General features: G+C 65.7%; 14 protein-coding genes. 12 read left to right on the top strand and 2 right to left on the bottom strand.

Annotated elements, in window-relative coordinates:
* Positions 1-5: 5 nt before the first annotated feature.
* Entirely contained in the window at positions 6-1,379 is a 1,374-nt protein-coding gene (dacB, locus tag VDP74_RS05215; protein ID WP_322998602.1) for a D-alanyl-D-alanine carboxypeptidase/D-alanyl-D-alanine-endopeptidase, read from the bottom strand.
* A 200-nt stretch (positions 1,380-1,579) separates the two neighbouring features.
* Between dacB and queA the strand changes: the two genes are divergently transcribed.
* From queA to secF, 5 genes are all read left to right on the top strand, one after another.
* Entirely contained in the window at positions 1,580-2,644 is a 1,065-nt protein-coding gene (queA, locus tag VDP74_RS05210; RefSeq protein WP_322998568.1) for a tRNA preQ1(34) S-adenosylmethionine ribosyltransferase-isomerase QueA, read from the top strand.
* Entirely contained in the window at positions 2,641-3,777 is a 1,137-nt protein-coding gene (gene tgt / locus VDP74_RS05205) for a tRNA guanosine(34) transglycosylase Tgt (protein WP_322998567.1), read from the top strand. Before queA ends, tgt begins: the two co-directional genes overlap by 4 nt.
* Positions 3,778-3,869: 92 nt before the next feature.
* Complete coding sequence (yajC, locus tag VDP74_RS05200; RefSeq protein WP_322998566.1) at positions 3,870-4,214, top strand: preprotein translocase subunit YajC; 345 nt, start codon at positions 3,870-3,872, stop codon at positions 4,212-4,214.
* A gap of 64 nt (positions 4,215-4,278) precedes the next feature.
* A complete protein-coding gene (gene secD / locus VDP74_RS05195; RefSeq protein ID WP_322998565.1) occupies positions 4,279-6,150 on the top strand; it encodes a protein translocase subunit SecD in 1,872 nt (623 codons plus the stop codon).
* A gap of 2 nt (positions 6,151-6,152) precedes the next feature.
* Positions 6,153-7,088, top strand: coding sequence for a protein translocase subunit SecF (secF, locus tag VDP74_RS05190; protein ID WP_322998564.1), 936 nt, complete (start codon positions 6,153-6,155; stop codon positions 7,086-7,088).
* Between the two features lie 91 nt (positions 7,089-7,179).
* Here secF and VDP74_RS05185 read toward each other — a convergent pair whose 3' ends face one another.
* On the bottom strand, positions 7,180-7,815 hold the full coding sequence (locus VDP74_RS05185; protein WP_322998563.1) for a copper resistance CopC family protein: 636 nt from the start codon (positions 7,813-7,815) through the stop codon (positions 7,180-7,182).
* 195 nt (positions 7,816-8,010) lie between these two features.
* Between VDP74_RS05185 and VDP74_RS05180 the strand changes: the two genes are divergently transcribed.
* From VDP74_RS05180 to lnt, 7 genes are all read left to right on the top strand, one after another.
* Positions 8,011-9,246, top strand: a complete 1,236-nt coding sequence (locus VDP74_RS05180; protein WP_322998562.1) for a sulfite oxidase — start codon at positions 8,011-8,013, stop codon at positions 9,244-9,246.
* 25 nt (positions 9,247-9,271) lie between these two features.
* Positions 9,272-9,604 carry a cytochrome c gene (locus VDP74_RS05175; RefSeq protein ID WP_322998561.1) on the top strand — a complete coding sequence of 111 codons (333 nt, stop codon included), beginning with the start codon at positions 9,272-9,274 and terminating at the stop codon, positions 9,602-9,604.
* A gap of 229 nt (positions 9,605-9,833) precedes the next feature.
* Complete coding sequence (gene miaB / locus VDP74_RS05170; protein WP_322998601.1) at positions 9,834-11,198, top strand: tRNA (N6-isopentenyl adenosine(37)-C2)-methylthiotransferase MiaB; 1,365 nt, start codon at positions 9,834-9,836, stop codon at positions 11,196-11,198.
* Positions 11,195-12,208 (top strand): PhoH family protein, encoded by a 1,014-nt coding sequence (locus VDP74_RS05165; protein WP_322998560.1) that lies wholly within the window; start codon positions 11,195-11,197, stop codon positions 12,206-12,208. The genes miaB and VDP74_RS05165 overlap by 4 nt, the downstream gene beginning before the upstream one ends.
* The gene (gene ybeY, locus VDP74_RS05160; protein ID WP_322998559.1) at positions 12,198-12,683 is read left to right on the top strand and encodes an rRNA maturation RNase YbeY; all 486 of its coding nucleotides are present in this window, start codon (positions 12,198-12,200) and stop codon (positions 12,681-12,683) included. The genes VDP74_RS05165 and ybeY overlap by 11 nt, the downstream gene beginning before the upstream one ends.
* 53 nt (positions 12,684-12,736) lie before the next feature.
* Complete coding sequence (locus VDP74_RS05155) at positions 12,737-13,624, top strand: HlyC/CorC family transporter (RefSeq protein WP_322998558.1); 888 nt, start codon at positions 12,737-12,739, stop codon at positions 13,622-13,624.
* 26 nt (positions 13,625-13,650) lie between these two features.
* On the top strand, positions 13,651-15,318 hold the full coding sequence (gene lnt, locus VDP74_RS05150; protein WP_416232935.1) for an apolipoprotein N-acyltransferase: 1,668 nt from the start codon (positions 13,651-13,653) through the stop codon (positions 15,316-15,318).
* The last annotated feature ends 19 nt before the right edge of the window (positions 15,319-15,337 follow it).

Here is a 15,337-nt window from a genome sequence, read left to right as displayed (position 1 = left end):
CCCCGTCAGCGGCTGGCCAGCCAGCGCACGAGTTCGTCATCGAACGGCCGCACCGCCGCCGCACCGGGATGGTTGACGAGACTGACCAGGATGTAGCGTTTGCCGCTGGCGCCACGTACATAGCCGGCCAGGGCGCGGGAATTCTTCAAGGTGCCGGTCTTCAAGTGCGCCTGTCCCCGGGTGTCGTCGGACCGCAGGCGGCGGCGCACCGTGCCATCCATCCCGGAAATCGCCAGCGAAGACACGAATTCAGGCATCATCGGAGACCGCCAGGCGGCATCCAGCATCTGTGCCAGGCCACGCGCCGTGATCCGCCCCTGGCGCGACAGGCCCGAGCCATTGTCCAACACCCATCCGGTGGTATCGACATTCTGGTTCTTCAGGACCTGCTGCACGGCACGGCCGGCGGATTCCGGCGTGGCGCCCGGACCGTTCATGTCCGCCCCCAGGGTCAGCAAAGTCATGCGCGCCATCACGTTGTTGCTGTGCTTGTTGATCTGGCGGATGACGTCGGCCAGCACAGGCGAATCATGCCAGGCCAGAACCTGGCCCTTGGCGGGCGCCTGCCCCTGCGTGAAACCACGCCCCAGCGTGCCGCCCAGTTCGCGCCACAACAACCCGAACAGCGCCTCGAAATGATCCGCCTGCGAACCTGCCAGGCGATACAGGCTGAACTCGCCACAGCTGCCCCAGGCCTTGCCCGCCAGACGGATGGTCGTCACCGGCCCCTGCGTCCTGGCATCCACGACAAAATCGCTGGCGGGGCGGCAGCGCCCATCCTGCCAGGCCAGGCTGCCCTCGACCCGGACAGTGGGCGTCGGCGGATCAATGATGGGAATCCACTGGCGATGCGCCTCGTCCGGCTGGAACAGGATGCGCGTGGCGCCAAAGCCCACCATCATGGCGTCGGGGCTGGCGTTGTACGGCCGGTCGGGCGAATCGTCGAATTCGCCCGGATCGATCGCGACCTGGCCGAACAGGCTGCGGTCGACGACCACGCTGGTGAGATTCTTGATGCCGCGCAGGCGCAATTCACGCAGCACGTTCCAGAGGTCTTCCGTCGTGAACCAGGGGTCGCCAGCCGCCTTGACGTACAGCGGTCCCTGCAAGGTGCCCTGCGCGTCGACCCGGGCACCGGGATCGGACAGAAACTGGGTGCGCCAGACATAATCCGGCCCCAGCGCCGACAGCGCCGTCCAGGTGGTCACGGTCTTCATGACCGAAGCGGGGTTGCGCGGCACATCGGCCTGGATGCTGCTGATGATCGGGCCGCCTGCTTCGCGGATTTCCAGGGACAGCGCGGATTCCGGCAGCTTGGTGGCCTTCCAGGCCTTTTGCAGTTCAGGAGGCAGCCCCTGGGCTGCAGCGCCCAGCGCCATACCCAGCAGCGCTGCCCCGGCCAGGATCCGGCCCAGGCGTGACCAGCCGGCCGGCCCCGACAACCGGAACGATGTCCGTCCATTCCCCCGCTGTGCTGCACGACCCATGCTGCCACCCGACAAAAACCGTCAGCATAATCCAAAGAGCGATGGGACTAAAATACGGGCCGACTTTTATCTTTCCGGCGCCGTGCGCGCCCATGCCCGTGACTGCTGATCTGGACCTTGCCGACTTCGATTACGAACTGCCCCCCGAACTGATTGCCCAGCACCCCGCCGCCCGGCGCGACGCCAGCCGGCTGTTGCACCTGGACGCCGGCGGCAGCCTGCACGACCGGCAGTTCACCGATCTGCCCAGCCTGCTGCGCGCCGGGGATCTGCTGGTTTTCAACAACACCCGCGTCATCAAGGCGCGGCTGAAGGGCCACAAGGACAGCGGCGGGCAGGTGGAAGTCCTGGTAGAACGCATCCTGGATCCGCACCATGCGCTGGCGCACGTGCGCGCCAGCAAATCCCCGCGTCCCGGCACCCGCCTGCTTTTGGCTGACGGCGCCTTCGAGGCCGAGGTGCTGGGTCGCCAGGACGAACTGTTCGAACTGGCGTTTCCGACCCCCATCCTGGACCTGCTGGATCAGCATGGCAGCGTGCCCCTGCCCCCTTACATCACCCACGCGGCCGACGACGATGACGAGTCCCGCTACCAGACCGTCTACGCGCAACAGCCCGGGGCCATCGCCGCGCCCACGGCCGGCCTGCACTTCGACCAGGCCATGCTGGACCGCCTGCGCGACCAGGGCATTGCCCAGGCCTTCGTGACCCTGCATGTAGGCGCGGGCACCTTCCAGCCGGTGCGCGTGACCCACATCCGCGACCACGTCATGCACGCAGAGCGCTACGTCGTGCCGCAGGAAACCCTGCAACAGATCCGCGATACCCACGCCCGGGGCGGGCGGGTGATCGCCGTGGGCACCACCAGCGTCCGCTCGCTGGAAGCCGCTGCCCGCGAAGGCGACGGCCTGCACACCACCGAAGGCGATACACGCCTGTTCATCACCCCCGGCTTCGAATTCGCCCACGTGGATGCCCTGATCACCAATTTTCACCTGCCGCAATCCACCCTGCTGATGCTGGTGTCGGCGCTGGCCGGCATGGAGCCCATCCGGCGGGCCTACGAGCACGCCGTACAATCGCGCTACCGCTTCTTCAGCTACGGCGACGCCATGTTCATCGAGGCCGCCCAGACTTCCTCTGTCCAGACCCCATGACCGGATTGCAATTCGAACTGCTGCACACGGACGGCGCCGCACGGCGCGGCCGCATCACCCTGAACCACGGCATCGTCCAGACGCCGATCTTCATGCCCGTGGGCACCTACGGCAGCGTCAAGGCCATGCTGCCGCACGAACTGGAGGACATCGGCGCCCAGATCGTGCTGGGCAACACCTTCCACCTGTGGCTGCGCCCCGGCACCGACATCATGGACCGGCACGGCGGCCTGCACGGCTTCATGCAGTGGGACAGGCCGATCCTGACGGACTCGGGCGGCTTCCAGGTCTTCAGCTTGGACGGCATGCGCAAGATCACCGAAGAAGGCGTACGTTTTGCTTCGCCCATCGACGGATCGCGACAGTTCCTCTCGCCCGAGGAATCCATGCGCATCCAGCGCAGCCTGAATTCCGACATCGTCATGGTGCTGGACGAATGCACGCCCTACCGCATCGATGACCGGCCAGCCACGCACGAAGAAGCCGCAGCCTCCATGCGCATGTCGCTGCGCTGGGCGCGGCGCTCCCGCCAGGCCTTCCATGACCTGAACAACCCGAATGCGCTCTTTGGCATCATCCAGGGCGGCATGTACGAGGATCTGCGCGACGAATCCCTGGCCGGCCTGACCGACATCGGCTTCGAGGGCTATGCCATCGGCGGCCTGTCGGTGGGCGAGCCCAAGGAAGACATGATGCGGGTGCTGGCGCACGTAGCACCGCGCATGCCCGCGCAGGCGCCCCGCTACCTGATGGGCGTGGGCACCCCGGAAGACCTGGTCGAAGGCGTGCGCCAGGGCGTGGACATGTTCGACTGCGTGATGCCCACTCGCAACGCCCGCAACGGCTGGCTGTTCACCCGCTACGGCGACCTGAAGATCCGCAATGCCCGCTACCGCGACGACACGCGCCCGCTGGACCCGGATTGCCACTGCCACACCTGCCGGCATTTTTCCCGATCCTACCTGCACCACCTGCAGCGCGTCGGAGAGATCACCGGCGCGCGGCTCAATACCCTGCACAATCTGCACTTCTACCTGAACCTGATGGCCGAGATGCGCGCAGCCATCGAGCAGGGCCGGTTCGAGGCCTGGCGCCAGGCCTTCCTGCAGGATCGAGCCCGGGGCATCGACTAGCCGCTCCGCACGATCTGCCCCTTTATCGCTACAATCAAAAGTTAATCTCGTACCCAGACCTCTCGTCCAACCCCTGATTTCCAGGAGCTTTCATGTCCCTCGTTGACACCCTGACCCTGATCCCGGCCCAGGCGGCCGGCGGCGAACCCAACGCGCTGATGAGCATGCTGCCCATCATCCTGATGTTCGTCATCCTGTATTTCCTGATGATCCGCCCCCAGATGAAGCGCCAGAAGGACCACAAGAAAATGGTGTCGGCCCTGTCCAAGGGCGACGAGGTCATCCTGTCGGGCGGCATGCTGGGCAAAATCAGCAAAGTCAGCGACAACTACCTGACCGTGGAAGTCGGCCAGTCCGGCGACAAGGCCGTCGAATCCATCGTCCAGCGCAGCGCCGTGACGGCCGTGCTGCCCAAGGGCACGATCAAGTCGCTCTGATCGCCCCATCCGGCGCCGCTGAAACGCGGCGCCCGGTCTTTTCAGCCCTCCCATCCGACCGACCATGAACCGCTACCCCCTCTGGAAGTACCTCATCGTGCTGGCCGCCGTCCTGATCGGCGTGCTCTACACGCTGCCCAATCTTTATGGCGAATCGCCTGCCGTCCAGATCGCAGGGGCGAAGACGTCGGTCAAAATCGATCAGAACACGCTGGAAAAAGCCGACCAGATCCTGAAGCAGGCCGACATCCAGCCCACGGCCAGCTCATTCGAGATGAACGGCCCCGTGGGATCGGTGCGGCTGCGCTTCGATTCCACCGACACCCAGCTCAAGGCCAAGGACACGCTCGAAAAGGCGCTGAACACCGACCCTCAGAACCCGGACTACACGGTGGCGCTGAACCTGATGTCGGCCTCGCCCAACTGGCTGACGAGCCTGGGCGCGCACCCCATGTACCTGGGTCTGGACCTGCGCGGAGGCGTGCACTTCCTGCTGCAGGTAGACCTGCAAGGCGCCCTGACCAGCCGCTACGACTCCATGGCCGGCGAGGCCCGCACCACCCTGCGCGACGCCAAGCTCAAATTCGAGGACGTAGAGCGCAACCAGCAATCCGTGCGCGCGACGTTCGCCTCGCAGGATGAGCGCGACGCCGCCGCCGATGCGCTGCGTCGCTCCATCCCGGAAATGGTCTTCACGACCAGCCAGTCGGGCAACACCTGGATGCTGGACGGCACGCTCAGCGCGGCCTCGATCACCCAGGTGCAGAACAATGCCCTGAAACAGAACATCCAGACCCTGCACAACCGGATCAATGAACTGGGCGTGGCCGAGCCGGTCATCCAGCAACAGGGCGGCGACCGCATCGTGGTTCAGTTGCCCGGTGTCCAGGACGTGGCCAAGGCCAAGGAAATCCTGGGCCGCACCGCCACCCTGGAAATCCACATGGTGGACGATTCTCCGGCAGCCACGGCAGCCCTGCAATCAGGGCGCGTGCCTTTCGGTCTGGTCCGCTACACCGACCGCGACGGCCGCCCGCTGCTGCTGCGCCGCCAGGTCATCCTGACCGGCGAGAACCTGCAGGACGCCCAGCCCGGCCGCGACCAGCAGACCCAGGAACCCACGGTCAACCTGACGCTCGACTCCAAGGGCGCGCGCATCTTCCGCGACGTCACCCGCGACAACATCGGCAAACGCATGGCCATCGTGCTGTTCGAGAACGGCAAGGGCGAAGTCGTGACGGCCCCGGTGATCCGGTCCGAGATCCCCGGCGGCCAAGTGCAGATTTCCGGCAGCATGACCGCCCAGGAAGCCGCCGACGTGTCGCTGCTGCTGCGCGCGGGCTCCCTGGCCGCGCCGATGCACATCATCGAAGAACGCACCATCGGCCCCAGCCTGGGCGCTGCCAACATCAAGCAGGGCTTCGATTCGACGCTGTACGGCTTTACCGCCATCGCGATCTTCATCATCCTGTACTACCACCTGTTCGGCCTGTTCTCGACCCTGGGGCTGTCGTTCAACGTGCTGCTGCTGCTGGCCGTGCTGTCCATGCTGCAGGCCACGCTGACCCTGCCCGGCATCGCCGCCATCGCGCTGACGCTGGGCATGGCCATCGACGCCAACGTGCTGATCAACGAACGGATCCGGGAAGAACTGCGCCTGGGGCTACCACCCCAGCAAGCCATCCATCTGGGATTCGACCGCGCCTGGGCGACGATTTTTGACTCGAACCTGACCAGCCTGATCGTCGGGGTGGCGCTGCTGACCTTCGGCACCGGCCCGGTGCGCGGCTTCGCCGTGGTGCACTGCATCGGCATCCTGACGTCCATGTTCTCGTCGGTGGTGGGCGTGCGCGCACTGGCCAATCTCTACTACGGCCGCAAACGCAAACTGAAGTCCGTGTCGATCGGCCAGATCTGGAAACCCAATCAGGATTAATCATGGAATTTTTCCGCATCCATCGCTCCATCCCGTTCATGCGGCATGCGCTGATCCTGAACATCATCAGCCTGCTGACTTTCCTGGCCGCCGTCTTTTTCATCGCCTCGCGCGGCTTTCACCTGTCGATCGAATTCACCGGCGGCACGGTGATGGAAGTCCACTATTCCCAGACGGCCCCCGTGACCGACATCCGCACCGCCATCGATGCGCTGGGCTACAAGGACTTCCAGGTGCAGAACTTCGGCACCTCGCAAGACGTGATGATCCGCCTGCCTATCCGCCCCGATGAAGACACGGCCACCCAAAGCCGGACCGTGCTCTCTGCCCTGCAGGCCCAGCATGCCGACGTGCAGCTGCGCCGGGTGGAATTCGTCGGCCCGCAGGTGGGCCAGGAACTGCTGCACAACGGCCTGATGGCGCTGCTGTTCGTAGTGGTGGGCATCATGGCGTACCTGGCCGTGCGTTTCGAATGGAAGCTGGCCGCATCGTGCGCCATCGCAAACTTGCACGACGTGGTGATCATCCTGGGCTTCTTCGCCTTCTTCCAGTGGGAATTCTCGCTATCGGTGCTGGCGGGGGTACTGGCCGTGCTGGGCTATTCGGTGAACGAATCCGTGGTGGTGATGGACCGGATCCGCGAAAATTTCCGCAAGATGCGCAAGGCATCGGTGCGAGAAATCATCAACCTGTCCATCACGCAGAACATCTCCCGGACAGTGATCACCCACGGGTCCACCCAGATGATGGTGCTGTCGATGTTCTTCTTCGGCGGCCCGACCCTGCACAACTTCTCCCTGGCGCTGACCATCGGGATCTGGTTCGGGATCTACTCGTCGGTGTTCGTGGCCGCCGCCCTGGCCATGTGGATGGGCATCCGGCGCGAAGACCTGATCAAACACGTCAAAAAAGAAGACACCGAAGTGGAATTGGGATGAGATCGGACACATGAAGGCCCCTGCGGGCCTTCATGTGCCTATCGAATCGGAGCAGCTTGCAAGCTGCGACGTGGGGCGCGTCCGGGGAGATCTACCGCCCCCGCAGCCACATCCGCCCGGCCCCCACGATCCCCAGCAGCGCCAGGGCTCCGGCGCAGGCAACAGGCGCCACCCAGCCGCCGTCCAGACGCCACAGCGCAGCAACGCGGTCGAACTGAAAGCCGGTGGCCATCAGGCCCACGCCGATCAGCCCCAGCGTCGCCGATGCAAACTGGGGCCGAAACAGCAGCAAGGCCAGGGCGGCGGCCAGCAGCACGATCGCCGCCGACCACAATGCGGCGTCGCGCAAAGGCACGGGAGAACCCGGCCACAGCCGATCCAGGAAGCTGGGTTCCGCCAGTTCATAGCCCAAGGCTCCCGACACCGCATCACCGGCGGCGGACTCCACGTGCCAGTTCAATGCATAGACGCCATATGCCGTTTCCGGCGGGATGGGGATGCGGATCTCGGCCCGGGCATCGCGGATCGCATGCAAAGGCTGCGCCAGCCCCTGCGGATCCACCAGATCGATCCGCGCCGCCCAGACGGCTTCACTGAAGACCAGGGAGACTTCCGCCGGAGGCTGGGCCAGCGTGCTGTCCGATGGCAGGGACGTCGCAACCAGCGCAATGCCCCCCCAGGCAATCTGTGACCAGAGCAGCAGGCAGGCGGCAAGAAATGACTTCACGACATCGGCTTCGTTGGAGGACGTGCGCAGTATAGATTCTTTTTGGTTCCGGACTGCGCCGGGCTCGGAGCGCGCCGCGAGGCAAAAAGTATTGCGATCCGCTATACGAGTATGTGGTTTGGACTTCAACAGTTTAAACAGTTATAAAGCCATTATTAAAAGTAATGTCATTGCTGCACAAACTGAGGAGAAGTCATGCAGACACCCGAACTCAAAGACCCCAACAGGCGCCGTGCCCTGCTGACAGGCGGCGGCTTGGCCGCGCTGGCCGCAGTCCCGGGGACATCCTGGGCGGACGGCGTCCGTACCGACCCGCCTGCCAAGGCCACGGCCGCCGGCGGCAAGGCCCTGCCCGAATACGCCGTCTGGAAGGACGCGGACGCGATGATCGTCCACAGCGCCAACACGATCGAACTGCGTCGCCAGGACTTCGGCAACAGCACGATCACGCCCAGCAACCGCTTGTACGTGCGCAACAATCTCACTCCGCCCTCGGCCGACATCGTCAAGGACCCGGATACCTGGGCGCTGGAAATCTCCGGCGTTGCCAAGCCCGCCAAGCTGACTGTGGCAGATCTCAAGCGCCTGGGCCTGACGGCCGTCACCATGGTGCTGCAATGCTCCGGCAACGGCCGGGCCTGGTTCCCCCACAAGCCCAGCGGCACGCAATGGACGGTCGGTGCGGCCGGGTGCGTGGTGTTCGCCGGCGTCCCCGTCAAGGACGTCATCAAGGCCTGTGGCGGCATGGCCGGCGACATGAAATACATCACCGGCACGGGCGGCGAAGTCCTGCCTGAAGGCCTGGACCCCAAGACCCTGATGGTGGAACGCTCCGTGCCGCTGGCCGCGATGGACGACGCGATCCTGGCCTGGGAACTGAACGGCGAACCCCTGCCCCTGGCCCACGGCGGGCCGCTGCGCCTGATCGTGCCGGGCTACATGGGCGTGAACAACATCAAATACATCAAGCACCTGGCGCTGACGGCCGAACAGTCCCCCGCCAAGATCCAGCAAAGCAGCTACCGCTTTTCCGCCGTTGGCGTCAAAGGCACGCCGGACGATCCCTCCATCTGGGAAATGCCAGTCAACTCCTGGATCACCTCGCCCTTCGATCCGGCCAAGCCCGTCTCGGCCGGCCGTGTCCAGATCACCGGCGTCGGCCTGGGCGGATTCCATGCACTCAAAGGCGTGGAAGTCTCCATCGACGGCGGCAAGACCTGGCAGGCAGCCCAGGATTTCGGCCCCGACATGGGCCGCTATGCCTGGCGCACCTTCGTGCTGGGCGTAGATCTGAAGCCCGGCAAATACCAGATCGCCACCCGGGCCACCAACACTCATGGGGATACCCAACCCAAGGAACGCCAGGAAAACAACCGTGGCTACAACAACAACAGCTGGCTGGATCACAGCATCGAACTCGAGGTTGTCTGAAGTGAATCGTTTTATCTTGAAGTCCATGAATAGCGCAGCGATGGCCCTGGCCTGCGGGGCCTTGGCCATCGCTGCGGCAAGTCCTGCCAGCGCCGCCAGCGAGGCGGCTCTGGCCGAAGGCAAGGTCCTGTTCCAGAAGGGCGCGGTCCCCGCCTGTGCGGTCTGCCACGCCCTGCAAGATGCCGGCGCCAGCGGGTCCATCGGCCCCGACCTGGATGAACTGCGGCCAAACCGCGACCAGGTCCTGGCCGTGCTGCGCGACGGCTCCGGTCCCATGCCCTCGTTTGCCGAGAGCCTGACGGAAGAGCAGCGTCAGGCGGTTGCCGACTACGTCGTCTGGGCCACCCAGCCGCACTGATCCCGAGCGGCCGCCGGGCCCCCATCCGGGGCCCGGCCTGCAGTAAAATGGCCGATTACCCATCATTGACCGCCCCCGGGATATAAACCCGCCCCGGCGACCTGCCATGCAAGAAACCCCCGTGCGCCGCCCAGGCGTCATTCCCGCTTCCCGAGAATCCGCCGAACACCTGAAGGACCAGGCCTGGCGCCAGGCCCAGGACGAGGCCCTGGCAGGGCTGCTGCAGCCCATGGAACCCGGGCAGCACAAGAAACTGTTCATCCGCACCTTCGGCTGCCAGATGAACGAATACGACTCCGAGAAAATGGTCGACCTCCTACGCGCCACCAAAGGAGTCGAACTCACCGACACGCCGGACGACGCCGACATCATCCTGTTCAACACCTGTTCGGTCCGCGAAAAAGCCCAGGAAAAGGTCTTCTCCGACCTGGGCCGGGTCCAGCACCTGAAGCAGGCCAAGCCCGATCTGGTCATCGGCGTGGGCGGCTGCGTCGCCAGCCAGGAGGGCGAGGCCATCGTACGCCGCGCTCCTTATGTCGATGTCGTGTTCGGCCCGCAGACCCTGCATCGCCTGCCCGAACTGATCGACCGGCGCCGCGCCACCGGGAAATCCCAGGTGGACATCTCTTTCCCCCTGATCGAGAAATTCGATGCGCTGCCTCCGGCCCGTGTCGAAGGCCCCTCGGCTTTCGTCTCCATCATGGAAGGCTGCAGCAAATACTGCAGTTTCTGCGTCGTGCCCTACACGCGCGGCGCGGAAGTCTCACGCCCCTTTGACGACGTGCTCACCGAAATCGCCGACCTGGCCGACCAGGGGGTGCGTGAAGTCACGCTGCTGGGCCAGAACGTCAACGCCTATCGCGGCCCCACCGGCGAATCCGGCGAAATCGCCGATTTCGCCATGCTGCTGGACTACGTGCACGACATCCCCGGCATCGAGCGCATCCGCTACACCACCTCGCACCCCAAGGAAATGACGGCCCGCCTGATCGAGGCGCACGGCCGCCTGCCCAAACTCGTGCCGTTCCTGCACCTGCCGGTGCAGGCAGGCAGCGATCGGGTGCTGGCCGCCATGAAACGCGGCTACACGGCCCTGGAATACAAATCCATCATCCGCCGCCTGAAGGCCGCCCGCCCCGACATCACGCTGTCGTCGGACTTCATCATCGGCTTTCCCGGCGAAACGGAAGACGACTTCCAGAAGACCCTGGACCTGGCTCGCCACGTAGGCTTCGACCAGTCCTTTTCATTCATCTATTCCAAACGCCCAGGCACCCCGGCCGCCGACCTGGACGACCCGGTCCCGCAGGCCGAGAAACTGGATCGCCTGCACCGCCTGCAGACGCTCATCAACGAACAGGCCGCCGCCTACAGCCAGGCCATGGTGGGCAGCGTCCAGCGCCTGCTGGTCGAAGGCCCATCCAAAAAAGACCCGAACGACATGAAAGGCCGCACCGAGAACAACCGCATCGTCAATTTCGCCGGGCAGCCGCGCCTGATCGGCCAGATGGTGGACGTGCGCATCACCCAGGCCCTGACCAACACCCTGCGTGGCGAGATCGTCACCACCGAAACCGACCGGGCAGGCGCATGACGGCCCCGAAATCTGCCGGCAACCGGCCCGCGTCCTTGCAGTTGCCCGGCAACAATGCGCAACTGTCCAATCTCTGCGGCCCCCTGGATGAAAACCTGCGCCAGATTGCCCAGGCTTACGACGTCACCATCGGCCGGCGCGGCAACCGCTTCAGCGTGCGCGGCGCCCGCGCCCGCGAAGCCAGCCAGGCCTTGCGCTGGTTTCACGAACGCTCGGCGCGCGAGCCGCTATCGCTGGACGACCTGCAGCTGGGCCTGGTGGAACTGAGCAATCGCGGCATCGCCTCGGTCCCCCAGGCCGACACCGCCAGGCACCTGCCCGAACTGCCCCCGGTGGACGACGAAGGCCCGACGCTGCGCACTCGCAAATCGGATCTGCGCGCGCGCACCCCGCGCCAGCGCGATTACCTGAACGCCATTCTCAAGCACGACGTCAGTTTCGGGGTCGGCCCTGCCGGCACCGGCAAGACCTGGCTGGCCGTGGCGTGCGCCATCGACGCCCTGGAACGCGAATCGGTCGGCCGCCTGGTGCTGACCCGCCCGGCCGTAGAAGCCGGCGAACGCCTGGGCTTTCTGCCCGGCGACCTGGTCCAGAAGGTCGATCCCTATCTGCGCCCGCTGTACGACGCGCTGTACGACCTGATGGGCTTCGAGAAAACCCAGCGCCTGTTCGAAAAGCAGACCATCGAAATCGCCCCGCTGGCCTATATGCGCGGACGCACCCTGAACCACTCCTTCATCATCCTGGACGAGGCCCAGAACACCACGCCTGAACAGATGAAGATGTTCCTGACCCGCATCGGCTTTGGCAGCAAGGCCGTCATCAACGGCGATCCTTCCCAGGTGGATCTGCCCAAGGGCCACCAGAGCGGCCTGCTGCACGCCCTGGACGTGCTGGATGGCGTGCCGGGCATCGCCCAGACGCGCTTCACCAGCCGCGACGTCGTGCGCCACCCCCTGGTGGCCCGCATCGTCGATGCCTACGAACAGGCGGGTGACCATGTATCCTGATTTCTCCCTGAGCATCCAGTACGCCGTCGCTGCGCCGCTGCTGCCGCGCTGGCGCCTGCGACGCTGGGTGGGCCGCGCCCTGGCGCAAGCCTTGGCCGCCCCCGACCCGCGCGCAGGCCAGCCCGTCGCCCTGACCCTGCGCCTGGTCGACGCAGACGAAGGCCGCAGCCTGAACGCCGCGTGGCGACAGCGCGACTACGCGACCAACGTGCTGACCTTCGAATACGGCGCCGATCCGTCCGGCCTGATCAGCGGCGACATCGTGCTGTGCCTGCCGGTGCTGGAACGCGAGGCTGCCGAACAGGGCAAGCCCCTGCTGCACCATGCCGCCCACCTGACCACCCACGGGGTGCTGCACGCCCTGGGTTACGATCACATCGAAGCCCAGGAAGCCGAACTCATGGAAGCCCTGGAAACCGCCATCCTGGCCGCCCAGGGTATCCCCGACCCCTATTGCGCATCGGATGCCGGCTAAGCGCGCCGCATTATCGGTTATGCTAAAGAATCCACAATCTCGTCCTACGGACAATGCCAGACCCTAACTCACCAGACCCGGAACCTCGACCTGCGTCGACGTCCACCATTTCCCTGTTCTCACGCCTCAAGGCCCTGCTGCGGCCATCTCCGCCCGCTGACCGCGATGGCATCCGGGCCGTACTGGAAGCCGCGCACGACCACTCCATCCTGGACGGCGAATCCTACGCCATGATCTCCGGGGCGCTGGAGGTCGCCGACAAGACCGTCGCGGACATCATGGTGTCGCGCTCACGCATGGATCTGCTGGACGTCTCCCAGCCGCTGGCCGACCTGATGCCCTTCATCACCGAAACCGGCCATTCCCGCTTCCCTGTCTACGAAGGCGACCGCGACAACATCATCGGCGTTCTCTTGGCCAAGGACCTGCTCCTGACCCTCTCGGACCACGCCCTGGACATCCGCGCCCTGATCCGCCCGCCGGTCTTCATCCCCGAATCCAAGCGGCTGAACGAACTGCTGCATGAATTCCGCATGAGCCGCAATCACCTGGCCATCGTCATCGACGAACATGGCGGCATCGGCGGCCTGGTCACCATGGAAGACGTGCTGGAGCAGATCGTCGGCAACATCGAAGACGAATTCGACGACGAAGACCAAAAGACGATCTTCCGCACCGGGGACAACAGCTGGCGGGCCATGGGCACCACCGAGATCGAAGACTTCAACGAAACCTTTCACGTGCAGCTGCCCGACGAGGACTACGACACCCTGAACGGCTGGCTGGCCGCCGAACTGGGGCATATCCCCCGACGCGGCGAACGCTTCGAAGGCCAGGGCCTGGCCTTTACCGTCGTCGGCGCCGACGGCAAGCGCGCCCGCTGGCTGCACGTGCAACGCCTGACCGATTCCCCAGCCGCCACCGGCGCCCCCCACGCCTGACTCACTTCCCGCCGACGCTCCTCATGATGTCCCGATCCGTGCCGACTGATTCCTCCGCGCCCGCCCAGCGCGCTCATTCATCGGCAGGATCCCCCTGGCGCACGCGCTGCTGGGTGCTGCTGGCAGGCGCCGTGCAGGCCCTGTGCTATGCCCCGGGCCCCCTGCCCGCCTGGAGCCTGCCTTTCGTACAGATCGCCAGCCTGGCGGTCCTGGCAGCCTGCACCCTGGGGGCCGCCGGGCCGCGCCAGGCCGCAGTCCTGGGCTGGCTGTTCGGCCTGGCCCAGTTCGCCATCGGGGTGTACTGGCTGACCATCAGCATGCACCAGTTCGGCGGAATGGCCCTGCCTCTGGCCATCGGGGCCCTGCTGCTGTTCGCGGCCGCCATGGCCCTATACGCAGCGGGGGCCTGCGCCCTGGGCGCATGGCTGTGCGCCTGGCATCGCAACCCGGAACAACTCGCGCGGCGGCAGATCCTGAATGCCGTAGCCTGGGCCTGCGCCTGGACCCTGTCCGAATGGCTGCGAGGCACCTTGTTCACCGGCTTCACCTGGCTGAACGCCGGCTACGCCCATGCCGAAGGCATGTTCGCTGCCTGGGCGCCGTTCGTCGGGGTCTACGGCCTGGCCTGGTTGTCGGCCTTCGCCGCCGCATCCATCGCCCTGATGGCCCGAGCCAAGGACACCCCCTACGACCGCAGCGCGGCCGCCGCCATCGCGCTGACGCTGCTGACGGGCCTGCTGGGCATCGCCTGGTCGCACATCGACTGGGCGATGCCCCAGGGCCAGCCGCTGCTGGTCCGCCTGGTTCAGCCCGCCACGCCGCAATCGGACAAGTTCGATCCGGCTCGCTTCCCGGCCATCCAGGACCGCACGCGGCAACTGGCGGGCCTGCCGGCCAAGACGCCACAGGATCAACCCAAGCTGGTCGTCCTGCCCGAGACCGTCATGCCGATATTCCAGGATCAGGTGCCGCCAGCCATCTGGCAGCCCTGGCTGGATCTGGCCCGGCGCATGGATGCAGGCCTGCTGCTGGGGCTGCCGTTGCACGAACGCCTGCCGCAGAGTGAGCGCTACACCAACAGCGCCACCGTCATCCTGCCAGGCGACCACCAGCCGCCGCTATCGGCTGGGCAATGGCACTACGACAAACACCACCTGGTGCCCTTCGGGGAATTCATCCCCCCGGGGTTCCGCTGGTTCGTGCACGCGCTGCAGATCCCGCTGGGCGATTTTGACCGGGGGCCGCTGCGCCAGCCACCCCTGATGCTCGACGGACAGGCGCTGGCCGTGAACATCTGCTACGAAGATGCCTTCGGCGAGGAGATCGCCGCAGCCGTCCAGCCGGGCGAAGACGGCAGCCCCGGCGCCAGCATCCTGGTCAACCTGAGCAATCTGGCCTGGTTCGGCAACACCTGGGCCTTGCGCCAGCATCTGTGGATTTCACGCATGCGGGCCCTGGAAACCGCGCGGCCCGTCATCCGCGCCACCAACACCGGCACGACGGCTGCCATCGGTCCGGACGGGCAGGTGCGCGGCATGCTGGACCCGGCCACCCCTGGCGTGCTGGACGTTGAAGTCCAGGGCGCCCAGGGGCTGACCCCCTATGCGCGCTGGGGCAATGGGCCAATCCTGATCTGGGTGTTGTTGGGGCTGCTGCTGGCCTGGCGCTACCGCCGCCCGCAGCGCTCTGCCTAGTCAGTCCCCGGATCCGCGC

This window comes from Castellaniella sp., assembly GCF_034674885.1.
Lineage (GTDB): Bacteria > Pseudomonadota > Gammaproteobacteria > Burkholderiales > Burkholderiaceae_B > Castellaniella.
Note: the sequence above shows the minus strand (reverse complement) of the source record. Positions and strands in the feature narration are given on the sequence as shown.

Bases quoted from the DNA above. Each gene is read 5' to 3' on its own strand.
- VDP74_RS05180 (WP_322998562.1), top strand. From the start codon at position 8,011: ATGCAGACACCCGAACTCAAAGACCCCAACAGGCGCCGTGCCCTGCTG.
- queA (WP_322998568.1), top strand. From the start codon at position 1,580: ATGCCCGTGACTGCTGATCTGGACCTTGCCGACTTCGATTACGAACTG.
- ybeY (WP_322998559.1), top strand. From the start codon at position 12,198: ATGTATCCTGATTTCTCCCTGAGCATCCAGTACGCCGTCGCTGCGCCG.
- tgt (WP_322998567.1), top strand. From the start codon at position 2,641: ATGACCGGATTGCAATTCGAACTGCTGCACACGGACGGCGCCGCACGG.
- VDP74_RS05165 (WP_322998560.1), top strand. From the start codon at position 11,195: ATGACGGCCCCGAAATCTGCCGGCAACCGGCCCGCGTCCTTGCAGTTG.
- VDP74_RS05155 (WP_322998558.1), top strand. From the start codon at position 12,737: ATGCCAGACCCTAACTCACCAGACCCGGAACCTCGACCTGCGTCGACG.
- secF (WP_322998564.1), top strand. From the start codon at position 6,153: ATGGAATTTTTCCGCATCCATCGCTCCATCCCGTTCATGCGGCATGCG.
- lnt (WP_416232935.1), top strand. From the start codon at position 13,651: ATGTCCCGATCCGTGCCGACTGATTCCTCCGCGCCCGCCCAGCGCGCT.
- VDP74_RS05175 (WP_322998561.1), top strand. From the start codon at position 9,272: ATGAATAGCGCAGCGATGGCCCTGGCCTGCGGGGCCTTGGCCATCGCT.
- secD (WP_322998565.1), top strand. From the start codon at position 4,279: ATGAACCGCTACCCCCTCTGGAAGTACCTCATCGTGCTGGCCGCCGTC.
- yajC (WP_322998566.1), top strand. From the start codon at position 3,870: ATGTCCCTCGTTGACACCCTGACCCTGATCCCGGCCCAGGCGGCCGGC.
- miaB (WP_322998601.1), top strand. From the start codon at position 9,834: ATGGAACCCGGGCAGCACAAGAAACTGTTCATCCGCACCTTCGGCTGC.
- dacB (WP_322998602.1), bottom strand. From the start codon at position 1,379: ATGGCGCTGGGCGCTGCAGCCCAGGGGCTGCCTCCTGAACTGCAAAAG.